Annotated in this window: 20 protein-coding genes; 13 read left to right on the forward strand and 7 right to left on the reverse strand. The window is 71.7% G+C overall.

Features of this window, described 5'->3' with window-relative positions; all coding sequences use genetic code 11:
* Positions 1-65: 65 nt before the first annotated feature.
* The 5 genes from BIU89_RS00690 (at position 66) to BIU89_RS00710 (ending at position 5309) form a co-directional block, all read left to right on the forward strand.
* Positions 66-965, forward strand: coding sequence for an ABC transporter permease (locus tag BIU89_RS00690; RefSeq protein ID WP_027466489.1), 900 nt, complete (start codon positions 66-68; stop codon positions 963-965).
* Between the two features lie 3 nt (positions 966-968).
* Positions 969-2198, forward strand: a complete 1230-nt coding sequence (locus BIU89_RS00695) for an ABC transporter ATP-binding protein (RefSeq protein WP_027466488.1) — start codon at positions 969-971, stop codon at positions 2196-2198.
* 14 nt (positions 2199-2212) lie between these two features.
* Positions 2213-3232, forward strand: coding sequence for a glycosyltransferase (locus BIU89_RS00700; protein ID WP_071244192.1), 1020 nt, complete (start codon positions 2213-2215; stop codon positions 3230-3232).
* A gap of 74 nt (positions 3233-3306) precedes the next feature.
* Positions 3307-4458, forward strand: coding sequence for a glycosyltransferase family 4 protein (locus BIU89_RS00705; RefSeq protein ID WP_071244195.1), 1152 nt, complete (start codon positions 3307-3309; stop codon positions 4456-4458).
* A complete protein-coding gene (locus BIU89_RS00710) occupies positions 4455-5309 on the forward strand; it encodes a glycosyltransferase family 2 protein (protein WP_027466485.1) in 855 nt (284 codons plus the stop codon). The genes BIU89_RS00705 and BIU89_RS00710 overlap by 4 nt, the downstream gene beginning before the upstream one ends.
* A gap of 19 nt (positions 5310-5328) precedes the next feature.
* On the opposite strand, the gene BIU89_RS00715 is transcribed toward BIU89_RS00710, so the two are convergent.
* The 3 genes from BIU89_RS00715 to BIU89_RS00725 are packed head-to-tail and all read right to left on the reverse strand — an operon-like array spanning position 5329 to position 8687.
* Positions 5329-7170, reverse strand: a complete 1842-nt coding sequence (locus tag BIU89_RS00715; RefSeq protein WP_071244198.1) for a glycosyltransferase family protein — start codon at positions 7168-7170, stop codon at positions 5329-5331.
* 22 nt (positions 7171-7192) lie between these two features.
* Entirely contained in the window at positions 7193-8056 is an 864-nt protein-coding gene (gene rfbA, locus BIU89_RS00720; protein WP_027466483.1) for a glucose-1-phosphate thymidylyltransferase RfbA, read from the reverse strand.
* A gap of 22 nt (positions 8057-8078) precedes the next feature.
* Positions 8079-8687: a dTDP-4-dehydrorhamnose 3,5-epimerase family protein gene (locus tag BIU89_RS00725; protein WP_027466482.1), complete on the reverse strand. Its 609-nt coding sequence runs from the start codon at positions 8685-8687 to the stop codon at positions 8079-8081.
* Positions 8688-8818: 131 nt separating this feature from the next.
* On the opposite strand from BIU89_RS00725, the gene BIU89_RS00730 reads away from it, so the two are divergent.
* The 6 genes from BIU89_RS00730 to BIU89_RS00755 all read left to right on the forward strand — a co-directional run bounded on the left by BIU89_RS00730 (position 8819) and on the right by BIU89_RS00755 (position 16833).
* A complete protein-coding gene (locus BIU89_RS00730; protein WP_027466481.1) occupies positions 8819-9760 on the forward strand; it encodes a glycosyltransferase family 2 protein in 942 nt (313 codons plus the stop codon).
* The gene (locus BIU89_RS00735) at positions 9750-12665 is read left to right on the forward strand and encodes a hypothetical protein (protein ID WP_071244199.1); all 2916 of its coding nucleotides are present in this window, start codon (positions 9750-9752) and stop codon (positions 12663-12665) included. The genes BIU89_RS00730 and BIU89_RS00735 overlap by 11 nt, the downstream gene beginning before the upstream one ends.
* A gap of 142 nt (positions 12666-12807) precedes the next feature.
* Positions 12808-13794, forward strand: a complete 987-nt coding sequence (gene rfbB / locus BIU89_RS00740; RefSeq protein ID WP_071244202.1) for a dTDP-glucose 4,6-dehydratase — start codon at positions 12808-12810, stop codon at positions 13792-13794.
* A gap of 82 nt (positions 13795-13876) precedes the next feature.
* Positions 13877-14728, forward strand: coding sequence for a dTDP-4-dehydrorhamnose reductase (rfbD, locus tag BIU89_RS00745; protein WP_071244204.1), 852 nt, complete (start codon positions 13877-13879; stop codon positions 14726-14728).
* Positions 14725-15672 carry an NAD-dependent epimerase/dehydratase family protein gene (locus tag BIU89_RS00750; RefSeq protein WP_071244207.1) on the forward strand — a complete coding sequence of 316 codons (948 nt, stop codon included), beginning with the start codon at positions 14725-14727 and terminating at the stop codon, positions 15670-15672. Before rfbD ends, BIU89_RS00750 begins: the two co-directional genes overlap by 4 nt.
* Positions 15673-15681: 9 nt before the next feature.
* The gene (locus BIU89_RS00755) at positions 15682-16833 is read left to right on the forward strand and encodes an acyltransferase family protein (RefSeq protein WP_071244209.1); all 1152 of its coding nucleotides are present in this window, start codon (positions 15682-15684) and stop codon (positions 16831-16833) included.
* 122 nt (positions 16834-16955) lie between these two features.
* Here the strand turns inward: BIU89_RS00755 and BIU89_RS00760 are convergent, their stop codons facing one another.
* Positions 16956-18137, reverse strand: a complete 1182-nt coding sequence (locus tag BIU89_RS00760; protein WP_071244212.1) for a glycosyltransferase — start codon at positions 18135-18137, stop codon at positions 16956-16958.
* A 29-nt stretch (positions 18138-18166) separates the two neighbouring features.
* Here BIU89_RS00760 and BIU89_RS00765 point away from each other — a divergent pair, with 29 nt between their 5' ends.
* Together BIU89_RS00765 and BIU89_RS00770 are read left to right on the forward strand one after the other, a co-directional pair.
* On the forward strand, positions 18167-19222 hold the full coding sequence (locus BIU89_RS00765; RefSeq protein WP_071244215.1) for a lysylphosphatidylglycerol synthase transmembrane domain-containing protein: 1056 nt from the start codon (positions 18167-18169) through the stop codon (positions 19220-19222).
* 57 nt (positions 19223-19279) lie between these two features.
* Positions 19280-20422 carry a glycosyltransferase family 4 protein gene (locus BIU89_RS00770; protein ID WP_071244218.1) on the forward strand — a complete coding sequence of 381 codons (1143 nt, stop codon included), beginning with the start codon at positions 19280-19282 and terminating at the stop codon, positions 20420-20422.
* A gap of 25 nt (positions 20423-20447) precedes the next feature.
* Here BIU89_RS00770 and BIU89_RS00775 read toward each other — a convergent pair whose 3' ends face one another.
* From BIU89_RS00775 to BIU89_RS00785, 3 genes are all read right to left on the reverse strand, one after another.
* The gene (locus BIU89_RS00775; RefSeq protein WP_071244221.1) at positions 20448-21209 is read right to left on the reverse strand and encodes a glycoside hydrolase family 16 protein; all 762 of its coding nucleotides are present in this window, start codon (positions 21207-21209) and stop codon (positions 20448-20450) included.
* A 175-nt stretch (positions 21210-21384) separates the two neighbouring features.
* On the reverse strand, positions 21385-21852 hold the full coding sequence (gene purE / locus BIU89_RS00780; RefSeq protein WP_071244222.1) for a 5-(carboxyamino)imidazole ribonucleotide mutase: 468 nt from the start codon (positions 21850-21852) through the stop codon (positions 21385-21387).
* Between the two features lie 54 nt (positions 21853-21906).
* Entirely contained in the window at positions 21907-23055 is a 1149-nt protein-coding gene (locus tag BIU89_RS00785; protein WP_071244224.1) for a glycosyltransferase, read from the reverse strand.
* Positions 23056-23134: the final 79 nt, after the last annotated feature.

Here is a 23134-nt window from a genome sequence, read left to right on the forward strand (position 1 = left end):
GCGGCGTTCCCCCGCGGTGCAATGAGTATGCTGTTCCGGTCCTGCCCCCACGAACGAAGAGACGTATGGTCGACCAAGCCCGCATGACGGCGCTCGCGAACGAGCCCCTCGTCGTGATCGGCGCTCCGACGAGCGCCTTCAAGGGCACCTGGAGAGAACTGCGCGACGTCTTCCGTCAGCGCGAGATGCTCGGGATGCTCATCCGCCGCGACCTGAAGGCGCGCTACAAGGACTCGGCACTCGGGTTCGTGTGGACGCTGGTGCGTCCGCTGACCCAGCTGATGATCTACTACTTCGTGATGGGCAAGATCCTCGGCTCGTCACGGGCGATCGACAACTTCGCGATCTACGTGTTCACGGGCCTGACCGCCTACACGCTCTTCAGCGAGATCGTCGCCGGCTCGACCGGGTCGATCGTCGGCAACAGCGGGCTGATCAAGAAGGTCTACGTGCCGCGCGAGGTCTTCCCCCTCGCCAGCGTGGGCGCGGCCCTGGTCAACTTCCTGATCCAGTTCGCGATCCTCATCGCCGCGACCGTCGTGCTCGGGGTCTTCCCCTGGCACGAGGGGTTGATCTACCTCATCCCGTCGCTCCTGGTGATCCTGGTCTACGGCGCGGCCATCGGCCTCGTACTGTCCGCGCTCAACGTGTACCTGCGCGACGTGCAGTTCGTGATCGACGTCGGCCTCATGGTGCTGCTCTGGGCGTCGCCGATCGTCTACTCGTACTCGATGGTCGTCGCCGAGCTGAAGGTGCAGTGGCTGCTGGCGGTCTACACGAACAACCCGCTCACCCTGTCGGTGCTGGGTCTGCAGAACGCGATCTGGATCCACCCGACCCCCGTCGACTACCCGCCGCACCTGATGATGCGCCTCGGCATCGCCCTCGTGATCGGGCTCTTCTGCCTGCTCGGGGCGCAGCGGGTGTTCTCCCGGCTGCAGGGCAACTTCGCGCAGGAGCTCTAGACCATGGCCATCAGCACCCCCGTCGCCCCGGCGACCTCCGGCGCCCACACCGACCGCCCGGACGTCATCGTCATCGACCACGTCCGCAAGCGGTTCGTCGTCCGCAAGGACAACACCATCCGCGAGCGGATCGTCACCCTGGGCCGTGCCGGACGGAAGCACCGGCAGGACTTCTGGGCGCTCGACGACGTCACCGTCTCGATCCAGGCCGGCACCACCGTCGGGCTCATCGGGCAGAACGGTTCCGGCAAGTCGACCCTGCTGAAGGCCATCGGCGGGATCATCCAGCCGACGTCCGGCACGGTCGCGCGCCGCGGACGCCTGGCGGCCCTGCTCGAGCTCGGCGCCGGGTTCCACCCGGACCTGTCCGGCCGCGAGAACGTCTTCCTCAACGCGAGCCTGCTCGGCCTGACGCGCAAGGAGACCGAGGAGCGCTTCGACGACATCCTCGCGTTCTCCGGCATCGGCGACTTCATCGACACCCAGGTGAAGTTCTACTCATCCGGCATGTACGTGCGACTCGCCTTCGCGGTCGCCGTGCACACCGACCCCGACGTCCTGCTGGTCGACGAGGTGCTGGCCGTCGGTGACGAGGCGTTCCAGCGCAAGTGCCTCGACCGCATCCGCTCGTTCCAGGAGCAGGGCAAGACGATCATCATCGTCACGCACTCGCTCAGCCAGGTGCAGGAGATGTGCGACCGGGTCGTGCTCCTGAACAAGGGCAAGGTCCTGCACGACGGGGACCCGATCGGTGCGGTCAGCCTGTTCCGCGACGTCCTCGAGGAGCGCCGTGCCGGTGAGCTCAGCGCCGACGTGGCGGTCGGCCGCGGCACCGTCATCGGGGCCTCGGTGCACGCCGACGGCAAGGGCCAGCGCGACGGCGTCACGCCGGGCGACGACCTGCTGGTCGACATGGAGTTCGAGCACCTGGACGGCGTCGAGGACTGGGAGGCCGCGGTCCAGATCAACAACACGGCCGGGCAGGTGGTGTACGGCACCACCACCGGCATCATGGGCATCCACCTCGACCCGCTGCACGGCCGCAAGAAGCTCCGCCTCCGGATCGCGGACACGAACTTCGGCACCGGCAAGTACTTCATCAACGTGTCGATGATGGACTCCGCTGGTCGGCACCTGCACGACCTGCCCGAGTGCGACTCGTTCGAGGTGCCGTCGTTCGGCGACGCCGTCGGCAGCGTCTACGCGAAGCCCTCCATCGAGGAGCTGGGCTGACGATCCCCGACGGCGTGACCAGCACCGCGGTCGTCGTCGTCAACTGGAACCGCGCCGACCTGACCACCGCGGCCGTCCGCACCGTGCTCGCCGAGGGCGCCGCCGACGACGTGATCGTCGTCGACAACGGATCGACCGACGACTCCGTCGCCGTGCTCCGGCGCGATCTTCCGGACGCCGTCGTGATCGCGCGGGACGACAACGGCGGGTTCGCAGCCGGCGCGAACACCGGTATCCGGCACACCGACGCCGACGTCGTCGTGCTCCTGAACAACGACGCGGTGCCCGCGCCCGGCTTCGTCGCGGCGCTCCGCGACCACCTGGCGCAGGCGGGGCCGGAGGTCGCGGCGGTGACGGGCCGCATCGTGCTCGCCGGACGCTGGACGGGCCTCCCGGCCGGTGCGGAACCTACCCCCGACGCGCGCGTCCTCCGCGACCACGACGGCCGTCCCTGGACGCCGTCGGCGGACGGCGAGGTGCGGCTCAACTCGACCGGCGTGCGCGTCGACCGCGACGGGAACGGCATGGACCGCGACTGGTTCGCGCCCGTCGACCGGGCCGCGGACGTCGACGTCTTCGGGTTCTCCGGCGGCGCGTCGGCCCTGCGGCGGAGCGCGCTGGACGACGTCGGCCTGCTCGACGAGTCCCTGTTCATGTACTACGAGGACACCGAGCTCGCCTGGCGGCTCCGCCGACGCGGGTGGCGCGTCGAGCACGCCGCCGGCGCGGTCGTGGAACACGACCACTCGGCGTCGTCCGGCGTGCAGAGCGACCTGTTCCTCTTCCGCAACGCGCGGAACCGGATGGTCGTCGCGCTCTGGCACGCACCGTGGCCGACCGTCCTGCGCGCGAGCGCCCGGACCCTCTTCCGCGGCCTGCGCGGGTTGCGCTCCGCATCCACCCGTCGGGAGGCCCGGCTCGTCCTGGCAGCGTTCGCGGACGTCGTCGGGGCACTCCCGTCGCACCTCGCGCGGCGGCTCCGCGAGTCGCGGCGCGCGTCCGTCCCTCGTCGCAGCGTGGACCCGGGCGCATGAGCGCGGAGGGCTATCCTGGTCACTCCCCCGCCGACGGACCCGACCGTGGCGCCCCCGTTCGGAAGGACCCACGCGTGCCGCAGCTCACCGTCCTCGTCGACGGGACCGCGGTACCGCGCGAACTCGGCGGTGTGGGCCGGTACGTCGAGGGCGTCGTGTCACACCTGACCGACCCGGCGCTCGACGTCCACCTGGTCGTCCGGCCCGTGCACGCCGAGCACTTCCGCGCCGTGGCTCCGGACGCCACCGTGCACACCGCGCCGGCGTGGACCGACTCCGTCCCGCTGCGGTTCCTGTGGGAGCAGACCGGCCTGCCGGCACTCGGCCGCAGGATCGGCGCGCGGGTGCTGCACTCCCCGCACTACACGTTCCCGTTCGGCTGGCGCGGCGGCTCCGTCGTCACCCTGCACGACGCCACGTTCTTCTCGAACCCCGAGTGGCACTCCCGCCTGAAGCGCACGTTCTTCACCTGGTGGAGCCGTCGATCGCTGCGCAGCCGCCCGGTCGTCATCGTGCCGAGTGCGGCCACCGCGACCGAGGCCGCACGGGTCGTCAGCGGGATCCGTGCCGACGTCCGGGTCGCACCGCTCGGCGTCGACCGTGCCGTGTTCCACGAGCCGTCAATCGCCGAGGTCGAGGACGCCCGGATCGCGGCGACACTGCCCGAGGGCGCACCCTGGATCGCGTTCCTCGGCACGATCGAGCCCCGCAAGAACATCACGGCCCTGCTCGACGCCTACGCCACCGTGCGGGCGTCGCGAGCGGCCGCCGGTTCGGACACCCCGTGGCTGGTGCTCTCCGGGGCACGCGGATGGGACGAGTCCGCGATCGCTCGACTCGACGCCCTGCAGCCCGACGACCACGTGATCGAGGCCGGCTACCTGCCCCTCGAGGACCTGTCCGGCTACCTCGGTGGGGCGGAGTTCGTCGTCTACCCGTCGCTCGGCGAGGGCTTCGGCCTGCCGGTGGTCGAGGCGATGGCCGCAGGCGCCTGCGTCCTGACCACCCGGCGGTTGTCGCTGCCCGAGGTCGGCGGCGACGCAGCGGTGTACACCGAGCCGTCCGCTGACGCACTGGCCGAGGCGATGGCCGCGCTGCTCGACGATCCCGCACTGGTGGCGTCGCACCGGGCGGCCGCGCTGGCGCGTGCCGACGTGTTCACCTGGCAGGCCACCGCGGCCGTGCACGTCGATGCGTACTCAGTCGTCGCCGGGGGTGCACGGTGATCCGGGTCGCGGTGCTGACGGTCACCTACAACACCGGTGAGACCATCCGGCCGTTCCTGGCGAGCGTCGCAGCGGCGTCGTCCGAGCCGGTCGCCGTCGTGATCGCGGACAACGGCTCGACCGACATCGACGCACTGCGGGCGATCGGCGAGTCCTACGGTGCCGTCGTGGTCTCCTCCGGGGGCAACCGCGGCTACGGCGGGGGCATCGACGCCGCGCTGAGCGCCCTCGACGACGTGCTGCCCGACGTCCGCCCCGAGTTCCTGCTCGTCACGAACCCCGACGTCGTCCTCGCACCGGGATCGATCGACGAACTCGTGCGCGCCGCCGACCGGCTGCCGACGGGCGGGTCGTTCGGGCCGCGGATCCTGGACGAGCAGGGCGAGACGTACCCGTCCGCGCGCCAGCTGCCGTCGCTCCGGACCGGACTCGGCCACGCGGCGTTCTCGCGGTTCTGGCCGGCCAACCCCTGGAGCCAGCGGTACTGGTCCACGACGCAGGTCGTCGAGCGTGAGGCCGGCTGGTTGTCCGGCGCGTGCTTCCTCATCCGCACCGACCTGTTCCGGCAGCTCGACGGGTTCGACGAGTCGTACTTCATGTACTTCGAGGACGTCGACCTGGGCCAGCGCGTGGGTCGCTCCGGTCGCACGAACGTGTACGTGCCGACCGCCGTGGTCACCCACACCGGGGCGCACTCGACGTCGTCGAACCGTCGCCGGATGGAGATCGAGCACCACCGCAGCGCGTACCGGTTCCTGTCGCGGAAGTACCGGGCGTGGTGGCTGTTGCCCCTCCGTGTGGTGCTGCACGCCGGTCTGTCGCTCCGAGCCCGCTGGGTCACGCGCAAGTAGCGCGAGCCGGCGGCGCGCGTCAGGGGCCGGGGCGCAGACGCCTGCGTGCGGCGCGAGCGGCGGCGAGCAGCACCGCGGCCCGGGCGTCGAAGGAGTGCTCCGCCGCGATCCGATCGGCGACCGCAGCACGTTCGGCAGCCGCCGGCCACGCATGCGTCGGGTCGAGCAGTGCGGCCACGTCGTCCCGCGAACGGGCGACGGCGAGCGTCGGGACGTCGAGCACGTCCCCGAGGCCGGCGACCTCGTCCGTGACGACGACCCCACCGGACGCCAGCACGTCGAAGACCCGGTTCGACACGAAACCGCCCGCCGCCATGTCCGGCCAGTGGTCGTTGAGGACCACGCGGGCGGACGCGTACGCCGTCGCGACCTCGGTCCGTGACAGCGCGACGGCCCCGAGCATCGCGGAGGGCACGACGCCGTCCCACCCCGGGCCGTGCACACGCAGGTCGGTGGCGAGTGCGACCGCGTCGGCGACCACCGGCCGGGCCGCGCCACGGGTCGACCCGACGAACACCACGTGCCCCGCGTCCTGGCCTGCGTCCGACCGGGCGGCCGGGTGGAACACCGCCGGGTCGGTCGCCTGCAGCAGTGCCCCGACCGGCACGCCGGCACGTGCGGCGGCTTCCGCAGCCCACACCGGCCCCGCTGCGAACACCGCGTCGAACGACCGGAGCTCGGTGTCCGAGACGTCGTCGGGGTGGCTGATCACCCAGAGCAGGTTCACCGACGCCGGGTTCGGCGGCACACGGTCCAGCCCGCGGATGACGAGCGTGACGTCGTCCGCGGCGTCGTCGTCCCGAACGTGCGCGTCACGCCGGTCGACGCGGACCCGCTGGCCGAGGCCCTCGAGCGCGCCCGCGAGCTCGGTGGCGAAGTGCACGTCGCCCCACCCGTCGCCCTCGGGCCCGGCCGGGGCGGCGATCTTGACGGACCAGGACAACCGGTCGTCGTCGGAGCGCGATCGGGGCGCCGGGGTGACGGGTCGCGCACCCCACGGGGGCAGCGGGGGTCCGGCTGCGACCGCTCCGTCGCCGTCCGGCGCCCGGTCGCGCCAGACCGAGAACGCATCCACCGTCGCCGAGTCGACCGTCCGTCCGGAATCAGCCGAGCGGGTCAGCGACCACACCGCACGCACGGGTCGGCCGTCGCGGTCGGCGACCGCGCGGGTCCAGCTGGTCAGGGTCATCCGCTCGTCCGGGAGGCACGGTGCCGGCACCAGGGAAGCGCCCGGCACCGAGACGGCCGGCTGGTCCGCTGCGAAGACCGGCACCGCGGCGAGCGGGGAGTCCTGGCGGTCGTCCGCCTGGCTGCGGGCCGGACTCGTCGACCCGTCGTCGGACCAGGGAAGTGCTCCCGGGCGCAGCAGCCGCACGCCGTCCCGCTGCGAACCGTCGGGCATCCGGATGCGGGCCTGGGCCACGCCGTCGCCGCCGGCCTGTGCGAGGACCCGCAGGTCCTGGTCGGTCACCCGGACCGTCGAGTCGAGCGCCAGGAGCACACGCCCGACCCCGGCGGCGACCCCGGCGTTGATCGCCGAACCGATGCCGTCGACCGGCGCCGAGCGGACCCAGGGGATCCCCCGCGCCTGCTCGCCGACCGGCGACGCATCGGCGACGTAGCCGACCGCGCGGACGTCCGCCGAGGGGCCGAACGCCAGACGAGCCGCGGTGACCATCGACGGCAGCGCGTCGTACCGGTCGGACCGGCTCACCAGCAGCACCGTCACCGACACCTCGAGTGCCGGCAGGGCACAGTCCCAGCCGACCACCCGCTCGGGGTGGGCCGGCGTCACCGACGCGGGACGGGCCTCCGGGCCGGAGACCGCCGCATCCGGCCGGCGGCGACGGAAGAGTGCCATGCGAGGACCGGCCGCGCCGACGTCAGACGGCGAGCAGTCGCTGCAGGTAGACGCCGTAGCCGCCCTTGACGAGCGGTGCTGCCAGGTCGGCGAGCTGCGCGTCGTCGATCCAGCCGTTGCGCCAGGCGATCTCCTCGATGCAGCCGATCTTGAAGCCCTGACGGTCCTCGATGACCTTGACGTACTCGGACGCCTGCATCATCGACTCGAACGTGCCGGTGTCGAGCCAGGCCGTCCCGCGGTCGAGGACCTGGACGCCGAGCTCGCCCGCCTCGAGGTAGCGCTCGTTGACGGTCGAGATCTCGAGCTCCCCGCGGGCGCTCGGCTCGATCGTCTTCGCGATCTCGATGACCTTGTTGTCGTAGAAGTACAGGCCGGGGACGGCGTAGTTCGACTTCGGCTCCGTCGGCTTCTCCTCGATGGAGACCGCGGTGAAGTCGTCGTCGAACTCCACGACGCCGTACGCCTTCGGGTCGGCCACGTGGTACGCGAAGATGGTGGCGCCGTCGACCTCGGTGTTCTTCCGCAGGTTCGTGCCGAGGCCCGTGCCGTGGAAGATGTTGTCGCCGAGGACGAGCGCGACGCTGTCGTCGCCGATGAAGTCCTCGCCGATGACGAAGGCCTGCGCGAGGCCGTCCGGGCTCGGCTGGACCGCGTACTGGATGTCCATGCCGAGGGACGAACCGTCGCCGAGCAGGGCACGGAACTGGTCGTTGTACTCCGGCGTCGTGATGACGAGGACCTCGCGGATGCCGGCCATCATGAGGGTCGACAGCGGGTAGTAGACCATCGGCTTGTCGTAGATCGGCATGAGCTGCTTGCTGATGCCCTTGGTGATCGGCCAGAGACGGGTGCCGGAACCCCCGGCCAGGATGATGCCCTTCATCGCGCTGTGATTCCTTCGTTCGTTACTTGGTCGTGCGGAGCGACTCGGTGTACGCCACGCACTCCTCGTAGGTGGGCAGCAGACCCGCGGCGGCGGCTTCCTCGAGCGTCGGCGCGCTGGTGTCCTTCTCGGACAGGACCGGCTCGCCGAGTCCGTCGGGCAGCTCGAGGCCGACCGTCGGGTCGAGGATGGTGATCCCCTTCTCGCGCTCCGGGTCGTAGTGGGCGCTGACGAGGTAGTTCACCGTGGACTGGTCCTCGAGCGCGACGATGGCGTGCCCGAGGCCCTCCGACAGGTAGACGGCCCGACGGTCGACGTCGTCGATGCGCACGGAGTCCCACTGGCCGAACGTCGGCGAGCCGACCCGGATGTCGACGATGTAGTCGATGAAGGCGCCGCGCACCGCGGTCACGTACTTGGCCTGGCTCGGCGCGACGAGGGCGTAGTGGATGCCCCTGGCCACACCGGCCGAGGAGATCGACATGTTCACCTGTCGGAGGTCCAGCGGGTGACCGACCGTCTCTTCGAGGACGTCGGCGCGGTACGCCTCGAGGAATGCTCCTCGTGCGTCGCCATGCTGGACGGGCGTGAACTCCCACGCGCCGGGGATCTTCAGTTCGCGGATCTGCACGGCTGCACCCTACCAAGCCGCCCGCCCCGGGACGCGTCGGCAGGCCGTACCTGCGCCGGTCCGTGGGTTCGCATAGGCTGTCATGGCCTCGCGCACCTGCCGGACCCCATGAAACGAGACACTGCGAACCCGTGAAGCTCTTCATCCAGATCCCCTGCCTCAACGAGGAGAACACCCTCGCCAGCGTCATCGACTCCATCCCGCGGGAGATCGACGGCATCGATGAGATCGAGATCCTGGTGATCAACGACGGCAGCACCGACCGCACCGTCGAGGTCGCCAAGGAGCACGGTGTCAAGCACTTCGTGCACCACACCACGAACATGGGGCTCGCCCGCTCCTTCCGGGACGGCGTCGACTACGCGCTGCTCCACGGCGCGGACATCGTCGTCAACACCGACGGTGACAACCAGTACCCGCAGTCGCAGATCGCCGAACTGGTGCAGCCGATCCTCCGGAAAGAGGCCGAGATCGTCATCGGCGACCGGCAGACGCGGACCATCGAGCACTTCTCCGGCTTCAAGAAGCTCATGCAGCGCTTCGGCTCGTGGGTCGCCAGCCGCGCCGCCGGGCTCGACCTGCCCGACGCCGCGAGCGGGTTCCGCGCGTACTCGAAGTACTCGCTCATCCGCCTGAACATCGTCACGCGCTTCAGCTACTGCATGGAGACCATCGTGCAGGCCGGCTACAAGCGCCTGGCCATCGCCTCGGTGCCGATCACCACGAACCCGAAGACCCGCGAGTCGCGGCTGTTCAAGAACATCTGGCAGCACATGTTCCAGTCGGGTTCGGCGATCGCCCGCGTCTACCTGATGTACCGGCCGATGGCGCTGTTCCTCTGGGTGGCGGCGATCCTCGGGGCGCTCGGGGCCTGGCCGCTCGTCCGGTACCTGGTGCTGCTGGCGATGCACACCGGCGGCAACCACCTGCAGTCGATCATCCTCGGCGTCGTCCTGTTGATCACGGCGGTGCTGAGCATCGTGATCGGCGTGGTGGCGGACCTGACCCGCCTGAACCGGACCCTGGCCGAGGAACAGCTCGACCTGCAGAAGCTGCAGCGGTATGGGGACTGAGCGCGGAGCGTCCGTGCTCGACCGGCGGACACGCTTCGCGCTCTGGGTCCGTCGACCCGGCAGCTGGGTGGAGATCGCGGCCTGGGCTGCGCTCGCAGCGTTCGTCGTCTTGACCATCGGACCGGCACTGATCGGACACGGCACCTTCCTGAACACCGGCCTGCTCGGTCGGTACACCCCGTGGGGTTCGCTGTTCCAGTCGACGACGACGTCGACCAACATCCTGAACAGCGACACGATCGACACCGTCGCGCCGCAGACCTCGCTCCTGACCAGCCTCGCCCACGAGGGCGTCTTCGGCGCGTGGAACCCCTACGTCGCCGGCGGCGCGGAACTCGGCGGCGTGCCCGACTCGGGCGCGTGGTCCCCGCTCGCGCTGCCCTGGTGGATCCTCCCCCTGGCGGCCGCGCCGGGCTGGGTGAAGCTCCTCGAGATCGTCGTCGTCACGGTCGGCATGTCCCTGCTGCTGCGCCGCTGGGGTGTCCCCCGCGCTGGCTGGGCGATCGCCGCCCTCGTCTACTCGTCGTCCGGCTTCATGGTCGCGTGGTCGAACTGGCCGCAGACCCGGGTCGCGGCCTGCATCCCCCTGCTCTTCTGGGCGATCGACCGCGCCGCGGTGGAGCTCCGCGCGCGTGACGTCATCGCCGTGGGCGTGCCGCTCGCGTCGATGCTGCTCGGCGGGTTCCCGGCCATCGTCGGTTACGCCCTCTTCATCGGTGGGCTGTACTTCCTCGTCCGCACGATCGTCGCGCACCGACGGTGGGTCCCCGTGGTCGTGAGCGGGGCGATCGCGGTGGGCGGCATCCTGTTCGGCCTGCTGCTGTCCGCGTGGCAGCTCGTCCCCTTCGCCATCAACGCCACGAGCCTGGTCGACTTCAGCGGCCGTGGGCAGAGCGGCCCGAACGGTCTCGGCACCCCGCCGCTCGTCAGCGCGTGGGTGCCCGACATCTCGTTCGTACAGAGCACCGGCCCCGCCTGGGGCATCCGCAACCCGGTGGAGGAGTACTCCTACCTGGGGATCGCGGCCGTGGTGCTCGTCGCCGTGGCGGTCCTCATCCGCCCGGCGACGCACACCGCCGCGGCCCTGCCCGACGACGCCACGCCGGCCGTCCGCGCACGGCACGACCTGGCCCGACGTCGCACCCGCGGCGTCGTCGCGATCGTCGCCTCGATGCTGGCGCTCGCGGTGGTCATCGTCTACCTCGGCGGCCCCGTCCTGTCCGCCGTCCGCGAGCTGCCGGTCTTCGACACGAACCCGATCGGTCGCGCTCGCGTCGTCGTGATGTTCCTCGCCGCGGCCATGGCCGGGGTGGGCTTCGGCCGCCTCGTGCAGCCGGAGAACCTCCGCGACGAGCTGGCACGCTTCCGCGCCGCCGGACCCCTCCGGCGCACCGGTCGGATCGCGGCCGTCGCCGTCGTGCTGTTCACCGCCGTCGGCGTGGGGATGCAGACCCTGCTCGCGATCCCGCCGATCGCGGAAGAGTACGTGCACCGCACCAAGCTCGAGATCCTGGCGGTCGGCATCCTCGGCGCGGTCACCGTCGTGCTCGTCGTGCTCGTCTGGGTGTTCCGGTCGCGGGTGCTGGCGACCGTCGCCGCCATCGGGGTCGTCGCGCTCGTCGTCGTCCCCGCGGTGACGGCCACGAAGCCCTGGTGGCCGATCGCGCCCACGTCGACGTTCTACCCGACCACCCCCGCCATCGACTACCTGCAGGAACACGTCTCCGCGCAGGACCGCTACGCCGCCACCGGCAGCGCCATGCTCCCGGGGTCGTCCTCCTACTACCGGATCCGCGAGACCACCGGACACGCGTTCCAGACGGGCGAGTGGAAGGACCTCATGCGGGCGGTCGACCCGGACACGTACCCGACGGCCACCTACCTGACGTTCGAACCGAACCTCATGCCGTCGCTCGCCCGGTCGGGGATCCTCGACCGGCTCAGCACGAAGTACCTCGTCGCCGACCCGTCGGGGCCGCTCGCCGGCACCGCCGAGCCGGGTGCAGCGCAGACGAAGTGGTCCGACCTGACCGCGGACAACCCCTCGGTGGACTCGGCCAGCAACACCGGCCCGGTGAACGGCATCACCTTCACCGGTCCGCCGGCCCCGACCCTGACGCCCGGGGGCATGACCCTCGACGTGGCGATCGTCGCCGACGACTCCGGCAAGACGATCACCTCGACGTCGACCCACGTGCCGGGCCTCGGCGGCCCGCGGAACGTGGCGCTCCAGGGCTCCACCATCCCGACGTCGACCTCGTGGCACGTCCGGATCACCGTGACCGGGCAGGACAAGCTCGTGCCGATCGGCACCGACGACGCCGGCGACGCCGTGATGAGCATCACCCGTCCGGTCTCCGGCGACGGCGTCCGCGTGGTGCACACCGGCGACGCGACGATCTACGAGCGCGGCAACGCCCTGGACCGCGTGCGCTGGGCCTCCGGCCAGGTGGTGGAACGCACCGGACCGGCGCGCGTCCGGGCACTCGCCGACCAGTCGCTGCCGGACTCGACCGTCGTCCTGAGCGCGCCGTCCGAGCACACGGCCGACCCGGACTCGAGCGCCGAGATCACCCTGCGCGACAGCGACGTGAACAGCACGGTCGCCGAGGTCGACGCCACCGGGAGCGGCTGGGTGGTCGTCTCCGACTCGCTCCAGCGTGCCGGCTGGACGGCGACCGTCGACGGCGAACCGACCGACCTCGTCGCAGCCGACGACGCCGGCGCCGCCGTGTGGGTCCCCGGCGGCGAGCACACGGTGGAGCTGCGGTACGCGGTGCCGGGCGCCCGGACCGGGTACCTGCTGACCGGCGGCAGCATCGTCCTCACCGTCCTCGCCTGCACCGTCGTCACCCTGCTCGTCCGGCGCCGCCGCAGGCGTGGCGACGACGCGGCAGGGCTGTGACCGGCTGGTATCGTCAACCGATCCACGGTCGGCCGGCGATCCTGAACGGGACGCCGACGACCGACGCACCACCGGACGGCCACCGCCGACCGGAGCACACCGATCCCAGAACCACACCGACTCCGAAAAGGAACCAGACCTCGTGAAGATCCTCGTCACCGGCGGAGCCGGCTTCATCGGCTCGAACTTCGTCCGACGCACCCTGCAGGACGCGTACCCCGGACTCGAAGGCGCCGAGGTCGTCGTCTACGACGCACTGACCTACTCGGGCAACCTCGAGAACCTCGCCGCGGTCTCTGACTCCCCCCGGTACACGTTCGTGCAGGGCGACATCCGCGACGCCGCGAAGCTCGACGAGGTGATCCCCGGCATCGACGCGATCGTGCACTTCGCCGCCGAGTCCCACGTCGACCGGTCGGTCCGCGACTCCGGCATCTTCGTCGAGACGAACGTCGTCGGCACCCAGCGCCTGCTCGACGCGGCGCTCCGTCACGGCACCGAGCGCTTCGTCCACGTGTCCACGGACGAGGTCTACGGCTCCATCAGCGAGGGGTCGTGGGACGAGGAGCGCCCGCTCGAGCCGAACTCGCCGTACTCGGCGTCGAAGGCCGGCAGCGACCTGCTCGCCCGCAGCTACCACCGCACGCACGGCCTGAACCTCTCGATCACCCGCTGCTCGAACAACTACGGGCCCTACCACTTCCCCGAGAAGGTCATCCCGCTCTTCGTCACGAACCTCATCGACGACCTGCACGTCCCGCTCTACGGCGAGGGCAACAACATCCGTGACTGGCTGCACGTCGACGACCACACCCGCGGCATCGCGATGGTCCTGACCCGTGGTCGCGCCGGCGAGATCTACAACATCGGCGGCGGCACCGAGCTGACCAACAAGGAGCTGACGCAGCTGCTCCTGGACGCGACCGGCAAGGACTGGTCGTACGTCGACCGCGTCGCCGACCGCCTCGGCCACGACCTGCGCTACTCGGTCGACATCTCGAAGATCAGCAGCGAGCTCGGCTACGAGCCGCAGGTGCCGTTCGAGCAGGGCCTCGCCGACGTCGTGCAGTGGTACCGCGACAACCGCAGCTGGTGGGAGCCGCTCAAGGAACGCGCCGCCCTCTCCTGAGCCGCCGCGGCCCAGGAGCACACCGGCGTGCTCCTGGGCCGGCCCCCTGCTCGACCGCCACCCCCGACACGGAAGCGACACCATGACCCGGTACCTCATCACCGGCGCCGCCGGCATGCTCGGCCACGACCTGCAGCACGCCCTGGCCGGCCGCGACGTCACCGCCCGTTCCCGTGCCGAGCTGGACATCACCGACCCCGAGGCCGTCGACGCCGCGGTCGCCGGGCACGACGTCGTGATCAACTCGGCCGCCTACACGAAGGTGGACGACGCGGAGACCCACGAGGACACCGCGACCGCGGTGAACGCGGACGGGCCGGCGTTGCTCGCCGAGGCCGCGGTGCGGCACGGGGCCAAGCTCGTGACCATCTCGACGGACTACGTCTTCGACGGCAACGGCACCGCTCCCTACGCCGAGGACGCCCCCACGGACCCCCTGAACGCCTACGGCCGGTCCAAGGCCGTCGGCGAAGCCCGCGTCCGCGCGATCGCGCCGGACTCCTCGTACGTCGTCCGGACGGCGTGGATCTACGGCGCACACGGACCCAACTTCGCCGCGACCATGCTCCGGCTCGCGTCGTCCCACGACACCGTGAGCGTGGTCACCGACCAGGTCGGGCAGCCCACCTGGACCGGAGACCTGGCCGCACGCATCGTCGAACTCCTCGACGCCGACGCCCCCGCCGGCATCTACCACGGCACGAACAGCGGTCAGGGCTCGTGGTACGACTTCACCCGGGCGATCTTCTCCGAGAACGGTCTCGACCCGGAGCGCGTCCTGCCGACCGACAGCGGTGCCTTCGTCCGTCCGGCACCCCGCCCGGCGTACAGCGTGCTCGGCCACGACGCCTGGTCGCGCGCGGGCCTCGCCCCGATGCGCGACTGGCGCGAGGCGTTGCACGCGGCGACCGAGGCCGGGATCTTCCGCGCATGACCCAGCCGTCCACCCTGGTGGTCGGCGCCGGCGGGTTCCTCGGCGGTGCCGTGCACCGGTCACTCGTCGGTTCGGGCGCAGCGACCACCGCCGCCCGCGTGCCGTGGGACGACCAGGACGCCGCCGTCGAGGCACTCGTCGACGCCTTCCGCTCGGTGCGGTCGCAGCCCGGCCGCTGGCGTGTGCTGTGGTGCGCGGGCACGGGGGTCGTCGCCACCGGAGCCGACGTCTTCGACGAGGAGCAGCGCCTGATCGCCCGGGTCCTCGACGCGACCCGGGACGACCCGTCCGGAGACGGCACGCTCTTCTTCGCGTCGTCGGCCGGAGCGGTCTACGCCGGCAGCGTCGAGCCGCCCTTCGACGAGGGCACCGAACCGCTCCCGCTGGCTCCCTACGGCCACGCGAAGCTCGCCGCCGAGGCCCAGTTCCGGACGTGGGCCGCCGAGACCGGCACGCGCCTGGTGGTGGGGCGGATCTCGAACCTCTACGGCCCGGGCGCGAACCTCGGCAAGCCGCAGGGGCTCGTCTCGCAGCTCACCCTCGCCCACCTCGAAGGCCGGCCGTCGTCGATCTACGTGCCGATGTCGACCACCCGCGACTACCTGTACATCGACGACGCCGTCGACATGGTGCTCCGGACCATCGACCTCGTCGAGCAGGGTCCCCCTGCGGCCGCGGTCACGAAGATCCTGGCCTCCGGTCAGCCGGCGACGATCGCCGACGTCATCGACGCGGTCGAGCAGGCGATCGGCAGCCGCCTGGACATCCGCGAGGGCGCCGACCCCTCGGCCACGTTCCAGGGACTCGACCTCCGCATGCGGTCCGAGGTGCTGCCGCAGGTCGGCGACCGCACCTTCGTCCCGTTCCCCCAGGGGGTCGCGACGACCGTCGAAGCCATCCGCGCCCGTCGCGCACCCATCGGGGCCGAACCCGCCGAGCAGTAGGATCGCCGCATGCGTGATCGCCCCGCGGGCCGCATCGGGTCGTTGGACGGACTCCGTGGCGTCGCCGCCGCCGTCGTCCTGATCCACCACGGACTCCTCGTGGTGCCGACGCTCTCCGACGGCAACAACGGCCAGCCGATCCCGGCGAACCGCGCCTGGCTCGTCGACACGCCCCTGCACGTGTTCTGGGCCGGCGGCGAAGCGGTCTTCGTCTTCTTCGTCCTGAGTGGTTTCGTGCTGACGCTCCCCGCACTCCGCCGCGCACAGGACTGGATCGCCTACTACCCGAGCCGCCTGCTCCGGCTCTACATCCCCGTGATCGCCTCGGTCGGCCTGGCGCTGGCCCTGTTCCTGCTCGTCCCTCGGACCCCCGAAGCCGGGGCCTCGGGCTGGCTGCTCCGGCACGTCGAACCGCTCACCGCCGGCGGCCTGCTGGGCGACCTCACCCTGGTCGCGCCGACCCGACTCAACAGCCCGCTGTGGTCGTTGACGTGGGAGGTCGCGTTCTCCCTCCTGCTGCCGCTCTTCGTGCTCATCGCGAAGGCCACGCACCGGGTGTGGTGGCTCACCGCGATCGCCGCGCTCCTGCTCTCGGCACTCGGCCGGCAGTACCGCGAGGACTGGCTGATGTACCTGCCGATGTTCCTGCTCGGGTCCGCCCTGGCCGCTGGGTGGGAGCGGATCCCCGAGATCCGGCGTGGCCCGGGCTGGGTCCTCGCCGGACTGGCGGTGCTCGGCATCACGTTCGAGTGGTGGCTCCCCCGCTCCCTGGTCGGCATCCACGTCCCGATGGTGGTCGTCGCCTCGGCCGGGCTCATCGTCCTGCTGTGCGGGAAGTGGCTGCCGGCGGAACGCGTGATGCTCGGACCGGTCCCCCGAGCGCTCGGACGGCTCTCCTTCAGCCTGTACCTGGTGCACGAGCCGATCACGGTGTCGGTCGCCTACCTGCTGCCCACCTCGGTGCCGTGGCTCACGATGCTCGTGGCGATCCCGGTCGCCGTCGTGGTCGCCGGGCTCTTCGCCCGGCTCGTCGAGCTGCCGGCGCACCGGCTGGCCAAACGGGTCGCTCGGACGATCACCGCGCGACGCGGACGCGTCGGCGGCCCGCCCGCCCGCGCCGACGACGCACGGCTCCCGGACGACGACCGCCGCGCAGCCTGACGGGCGTCAGGTCGCGGGACCGGGACGCAGCGACTCTGCGGGCCTGGAGGCGCGTGACGGCGCCGCCACGCGCCTCCAGGCCGCCCTGTGGTCGCGTCACCTCGTCGAGGGGACGCTCCCGGCTACCGGGCGCGTGCGGCGGTGAGCAGGGTGCGGTACCGGTCGCCGACGGCGCCGACGGTGTGTGCCGCGGCGGTGTCGGCCGCAGCGCGGCCGAGCCGCTCGGCCAGCGCGGGATCGGCGAGCAGGCGGTCGATCGCCGCCGCGAGCGCGCGGGCGTCGCCGGGTTCGACGAGCAGTCCGTTCACGCCGTCTTCGACGACGTCGACGATGCCGGGGACCGCCGAGGCGACGATGGCGCAGCCGGCCGACATGGCTTCGAGGAGCGCCACCGGCAGGCCGTCGCGGTCGCCGTTGGCGGCCGGCACCGACGGGTAGAGCGCGATCGCCGCCTTCGCGTACTCGGACGCGAGCGCTTCCTTCCCCTGCGCGCCGAGGAACGTCACGGCCGAACCGGCACGGGCCTGCAGCTGGGCCCGCAGCGGACCGTCCCCGACCACGGCCACCTCGGTGGGCTGCTCGGCCATGCGGTCGAGGGCGTCGAGGAGGACGGTCGCGCCCTTCTTCTCGACCAGACGGCCGACGAAGAGCACCCGGCCGGGCACCCGGGTCTCGCGCTCGACGGCGCGCGTGATCGGGTCGAGGTCGACACCCATCGGGACGACGTGCACCTGGTCGTCACGGGCGCCGAGCTTCCGGAGTTCGCGCGCCATGTCGGTGCTCATGCAGGTCACCGATGCGGCGCTGCGGATGACGGACCGCTTGACGGCCTGGAGGACCGGGTGGCGCAGCGCGTACAGGTCGCCGCCCAGCGTGGTCACGACGCGGGGCAGGTCGCCGAGCACGACGCGGCCGACGGCTCCCTGCGGGATGATCCAGTGCAGCAGCGCGACGTCGGGCTGCGAGCGGCGGCGCTCTCGGCCCAGCGCGGCGGCCATGGACACGAAGAAGAACGGGACCTGCAGCCAACGGGACTTCTTCGCCCGCAGGTTGTCGACGATCGCGCCGTCCGCCAGGTCACGCCAGCGCGACGGGAAGTAACCGAACCGACGGACCTCGACGTCCCCGATCCGCTGGTGCGAGCGGGCACCCTTCGTCATCGGGGCGACCACCACCACGCGGTACTCGTCCGACAGTGCCGTCGCGAGGTCGAGCACGAAGCCGGGCGTGCCGTCGCCGGCCTCGGCGGGGAAGGTCGACGCAGCGACGAGCAGGGTCGGGCGGAGTTCCGGATCGGGTCGCATCCAGCGCGCTCCCTTAGAGTTGTCGGTCGATGGACGCACAACAGCCTACGGGGTCGGCCGCGGGGTCCTCGGACCCGCTCGACACCTCCGCCGACGCCGCGATCGGCGCCGTCCCCACGACCGGACGGCGGGCCCGTGTGCTCACCGTCGTCAAGTGGGTGGCGGCCGTCGTGGCCCTCGCGTTCCTGGTCTGGAGCATCGCGCGGCAGTGGGACGCCATCAGTCGCGACTTCGTGCGGCTCGACGCCGGCACGATCGTCCTCGGCGTCGCCGCGACGATCGTCGCCCTCGTGACGAACATGCTCTCCTGGCGGGCCATGATGTCGGCGAGCGGGTTCCGGGTGCGCCTCGCCGCGGCGTCCTCGATCTTCTTCGTCGGGCAGCTCGGCAAGTACATCCCCGGCGGCGTCTGGTCCATCGCCGCCCAGGCCGAACTCGGGCGCGCACACGGCCTGCAGCGCACCGGCAGCGCCGTCGCGGCACTGGCGTCGATGCTCGTGAGCATGGTCACCGCGGCCGTCGTCGGGATCGTCGCGGTCCTGCTGGCCTCCTCCACCGGGTTCGCGACGTTCTGGTGGCTCATCCCGCTGATTGTGGTGGGGCTCGTCTGCCTGACCCCGCCGGTGCTCGGCCGCCTCATCGCCGTCGCGTTCCGGATCCTGCGTCGCCCCGCCCAGGACACCACCCTCACGTGGACGGGCACCGTCATGTCGCTCGTCTGGTCGCTCGTCATGTGGCTGGCGTACGGAGTCCAGGCGACCCTCGTGCTGCGGGTCTTCGGAGCCGACTCGCCCACGCTCTTCCCGGTGGCCGTCGGCGCGTACGCCGTCGCCTGGCTCGTGGGGTTCGTGGTCGTCATCGCCCCGGCGGGGATCGGGCCGCGCGAGGGCATCCTGGTCCTGCTCCTCGGCAGCGTGGCCGGTGGATCGGCGCCGCTCGCCCTCGCCGTCATCAGCCGGGTCTTCATGACCATCGGGGACGTCGTGCTGGCCGGGGTCGGCGCACTGCTCGCGGCGCGCCACCGCCGGAAGACGGCCGCCGCCGCGCTGGGCGGTGGCGCTCCGGGAGTGCCCCGTGCCGACTGATAGGGTCGGCGTTCGGCCGCGCCGCGCGCACGGCAGCACCACGAGGAGGCGCACCACATGACAACGCTCCACGTCATCGTGGACCAGGTCGTCGCCCCGGTCCCCGGAGGCATCGGTCGGTACGCCGAAGAGCTCACCCGCCACCTCATCGAGCACGCCCCCGCCGGCTGCGAGGTGTCCGGCGTCGTCTCGGCGGTGGGCCGCGACGAACTCACCCACATCCGGACCCTGCTGCCCGGGCTCGCCGACCTCGACCGGCTGCCGCTCCCGCGCCGCGAGCTCTCCCTCGCCTGGCAGGGCGGGATCGTCGGCAGCCTGGCGAAGGGCATGGTGCACGCCCCGAGCGTGCTCGCCCCGTTGGTCCGGCACGACCGTTTCCAGGACCCGGGCCGGCAGACCGTCGTCACCGTGCACGACACGGTCCCGTGGACCAACCCCGAGACCCTGACGCCGCGCGGCGTCCACTTCCACAAGGCGATGGTCAAGCGTGCGTGGAAGCACGCCGACGCCGTGGTGGTGCCGACCCACGCGGTGGCGAGTGCGCTCAACGAGATCCACCGGTTCGACGACCGGCTCCGGGTCATCGGCGGAGCGCCGAGCGGGCGGCTCCGGCTGCCCGTCGACGCCGATCTCCGCGCCGAGCGGCTCGGGCTGCCGGAGCGGTACGTGCTGGCCGTCGGCACGCTCGAGCCACGGAAGGCGCTGGGATCCCTGATCGAGGCGATGGCGCACCCCGACGCGCCGACGGACATCCCGCTCGTCATCTCCGGCCCGGACGGTTGGGGCGACGTCGACGTGTACGGCACGGCGGAACGAGCCGGTCTCTCGCGTGACCGGGTGAAGGTGCTTGGGCGGATCGACGACGCCGACCTCGCCGTGGTCTACGACCGGGCCACCGTGTTCGTGTTCCCGAGCCTGGCCGAGGGGTTCGGGCTGCCCGTCATCGAGGCGATGAGCTTCGGCACCCCGGTCGTGCACTCGGACGACCCCGCCGTGTCCGAGGTCGCCTCCGACGCCGGTGTCACCGTCGCCATCGGTCCGAAGGAGTCCTACCCGGAGCGGCTCGCGCAGGCCGTCTACCAGGTGGTCAACGACCCCCTGCTCGCCGGGCAGCTGGCTGTCGCCGGCCCCGATCGTGCACGCATGTACGACTGGAGCGATTCCGCCGCCGAGACCTGGCAGCTGCACGCCGACCTCTGACGGCGTGCAGCTGCCCGTCCGGCGGTCAACCCGTGTACGAGTAGGTCGTGACCCAGTCGATGTACAGGTGGCCGACCCCGCCCCAGTTGCCCACCTGGAACATGTAGCGATGCGCGGTGGTCGGGACGTCCCTGGTGACCGTCTTGATGACCTTCCCGTCGAGCGAGTACGACACGGACTTCCCGGGGATCCACTCGATCGAGTAGGTGTGCCACGAGCGCCACGTCGTCCCGGTGCTCAGGCTGGTCGCCGTCGCTTCACGTCCGGGCGTCATCGAGTGGTGGTGCAGCATCGGAGCGGACTCGAAGTTGGCCTCCGGGTAGTCGATCTCCCCGTCCGACCACTTGTCCGACGTCGGCCACAGCATGAAGGCGGCACCGTTCCCGTTGCCGCCGGCGGCCATGGCGCGCACCGTGAACTTCCCGCCCTTGTGTCCCCACGCGCCCGTGGGCGAGCCGAACGTGCCGGCTGACCCGCGCTTGCCGTCGAGACGGACGTCCATGTTCCCGTTGATCGCACTGATCTGCGTCCCCGAGTAGTACATCCCGCCCGTCCCGTCGGGGTAGGGCTGCCACGACTTCGCGTAGGACGCGGCGAACTTCCCCTTGGCCGCCGCGGTCGTCCGGAAGTCCTCGCGGAACGTCTGCTTGAACTTGCCGATGTTCCCGACCGGCGCGGATGTGTTCGCTGCTGAGGCGGCGCTCACCTGACCGAACGGCCCGGCGACCAGCACGACTCCCAGGAGCACGACGGAGAGTGCGGCTCTCGTGATCGCGCGATTCTGCATGAGCTGTCACTCCCTGACATGACGATTCGCACCCGTTCCCGTGGGTGCCGGACGGCCGGCCCTCGGCCGTCCGGGGTCCACGGTAGTTGCGTTGTCCATCCTGCGCGGGGGGTTGACTTCGCCAGGGCGTCCCCAGTACGAGGGGTGCCGATCGGTACGGGGAGCGCAGCGGACGTCAGAGTGAGTCGCGGAGGCGCGCGGCCTTCTCCTCGACCAGGCGCTCGAGTCCTTCGGCGTACTCCGTGAGCCGCGCCGCGACACCGGGCTCGGAGGACCCGATGATCCGCGCGGCGAGCAGTCCGGCGTTCGCCGCGCCGTTGATCGCCATCGTCGCGACCGGGATGCCGGCCGGCATCTGGACGATCGACAGGAGCGAGTCGAGTCCGTCGAGCCGTGCCAGCTGGACGGGCACGCCGATCACGGGCAGCGTCGTCATCGAGGCCACCATGCCGGGCAGGTGGGCAGCCCCACCGGCACCGGCGATCACGACCCGGATGCCCCGCTGGGCGGCACCCCTGGCGAAGCGGGTCATCTTGTCGGGCGTGCGGTGCGCGGACACCACGTCCGCCTCGAACGGGATGCCGAGCTCGGCGAGGATGTCGGCCGCGGCCCGCATGGTCGGCCAGTCGGAGTCCGACCCCATGATGATCGAGACGAGCGGCTGTGCTGGGGCTGCGGAGTCGGTCACACGCCGAGCCTAGCCGAGCAGCACCCGCCGCCAGGTGTCACCGTCACGGCCGATCGTCCGCTCGTCGCGGACCCACCGCTCGGCCCGTTCGTCAGGCGCCCCACGCTCGACCGCGGCGCGGACGGCTGCCCGCCAGGCGTCGACGTCGTCGGGGACCCCGACCGCTCCGTACCGCTCGGCCACGGCGTACGACGGCCGGTCGGAGACCACGGCCGGCAGCCCGAGTGCCGTGTATTCCAGGAACTTCAGGTCGCTCTTCGCGCGGTTGAACTCCTCGTCCCGGAGCGGCGCGACCCCCGCACGCCAGCGCGCACGGTGGGCGACGAGCCAGCGGGAGAACGCCGGGTAGTGCCCGTCGGGCACCTCGATCCGGCGGAACCAGTCGGCGTCGCCGTCCTCGGTGACGCCGATGACCTCGAGCCGGATCGGGGTGCCGTCGGCGGTGGTCAGGTCGGCGAAGACGTCCCGGAGCAGTTCGAGGTCGGCGGCGTGGGTGAGCGTTCCCATGTACAGCACGCGGTGCTCGCCGGCCGGCCGCTCGTCGTCGTCCTCGGTCGCGCCGGAGGTCCACAACCCCGGGTCGAGGGCGTTCGGCACGACCACGACGTGCCGGGCGACCGGACGCACCACCTCGGCGAGCTCCGGCGTGCTCACGATCACGGTGTCGGCGCCGCGCACCAGGGCGTCGATGGAGGCCAGGCGGTCCGGGTCGTACTCGGCACGGGCCAGTCGTGCACGGCCGGACACCGTGAAGAAGTCGTCGTCGACCTCGGCCACCACCCGGATCCCCCGCCGCGCCGCGGTCTCGAGGAAGGGCTGCACGACGGTGCGCGGCAGGACGTCGCGCTGCACGAGGACCGCGGTGTACGCGGTGGTGTCGGCGCCAGCGACGAAGGCCACGGGATCGACCTGTCGGACCTCGGCGGCACCGGCGTCCGACAGGTGCTCCACCCGGCGCACGACGCGGACGTGGGCGGACGCGGGGTGTGCACCGCCCGCGCCCGCGACGACGTACCCGAGGACCGGCAGCGGCACGGCCGGAGTGGCCGTCGCCTGCTGCTGCTCGGGCTGACGCTCGTGCTCGGCGTCTGGACGCGGCGCACCGACGACGGCGCGGCGGAGCCGACGGACGGCCCGGCGGACGAGATCACGCGGCATGGCGCCATTCTCCCGCACCCGCCGGACGGTCGCAGCCGCACCCGCCCAGGCGACCGCTCCGCTCGCCCTCGCGGTCGCG

The sequence above is a fragment of the Curtobacterium sp. MCBA15_005 genome (assembly GCF_001864855.1).
GTDB lineage: Bacteria > Actinomycetota > Actinomycetes > Actinomycetales > Microbacteriaceae > Curtobacterium > Curtobacterium flaccumfaciens.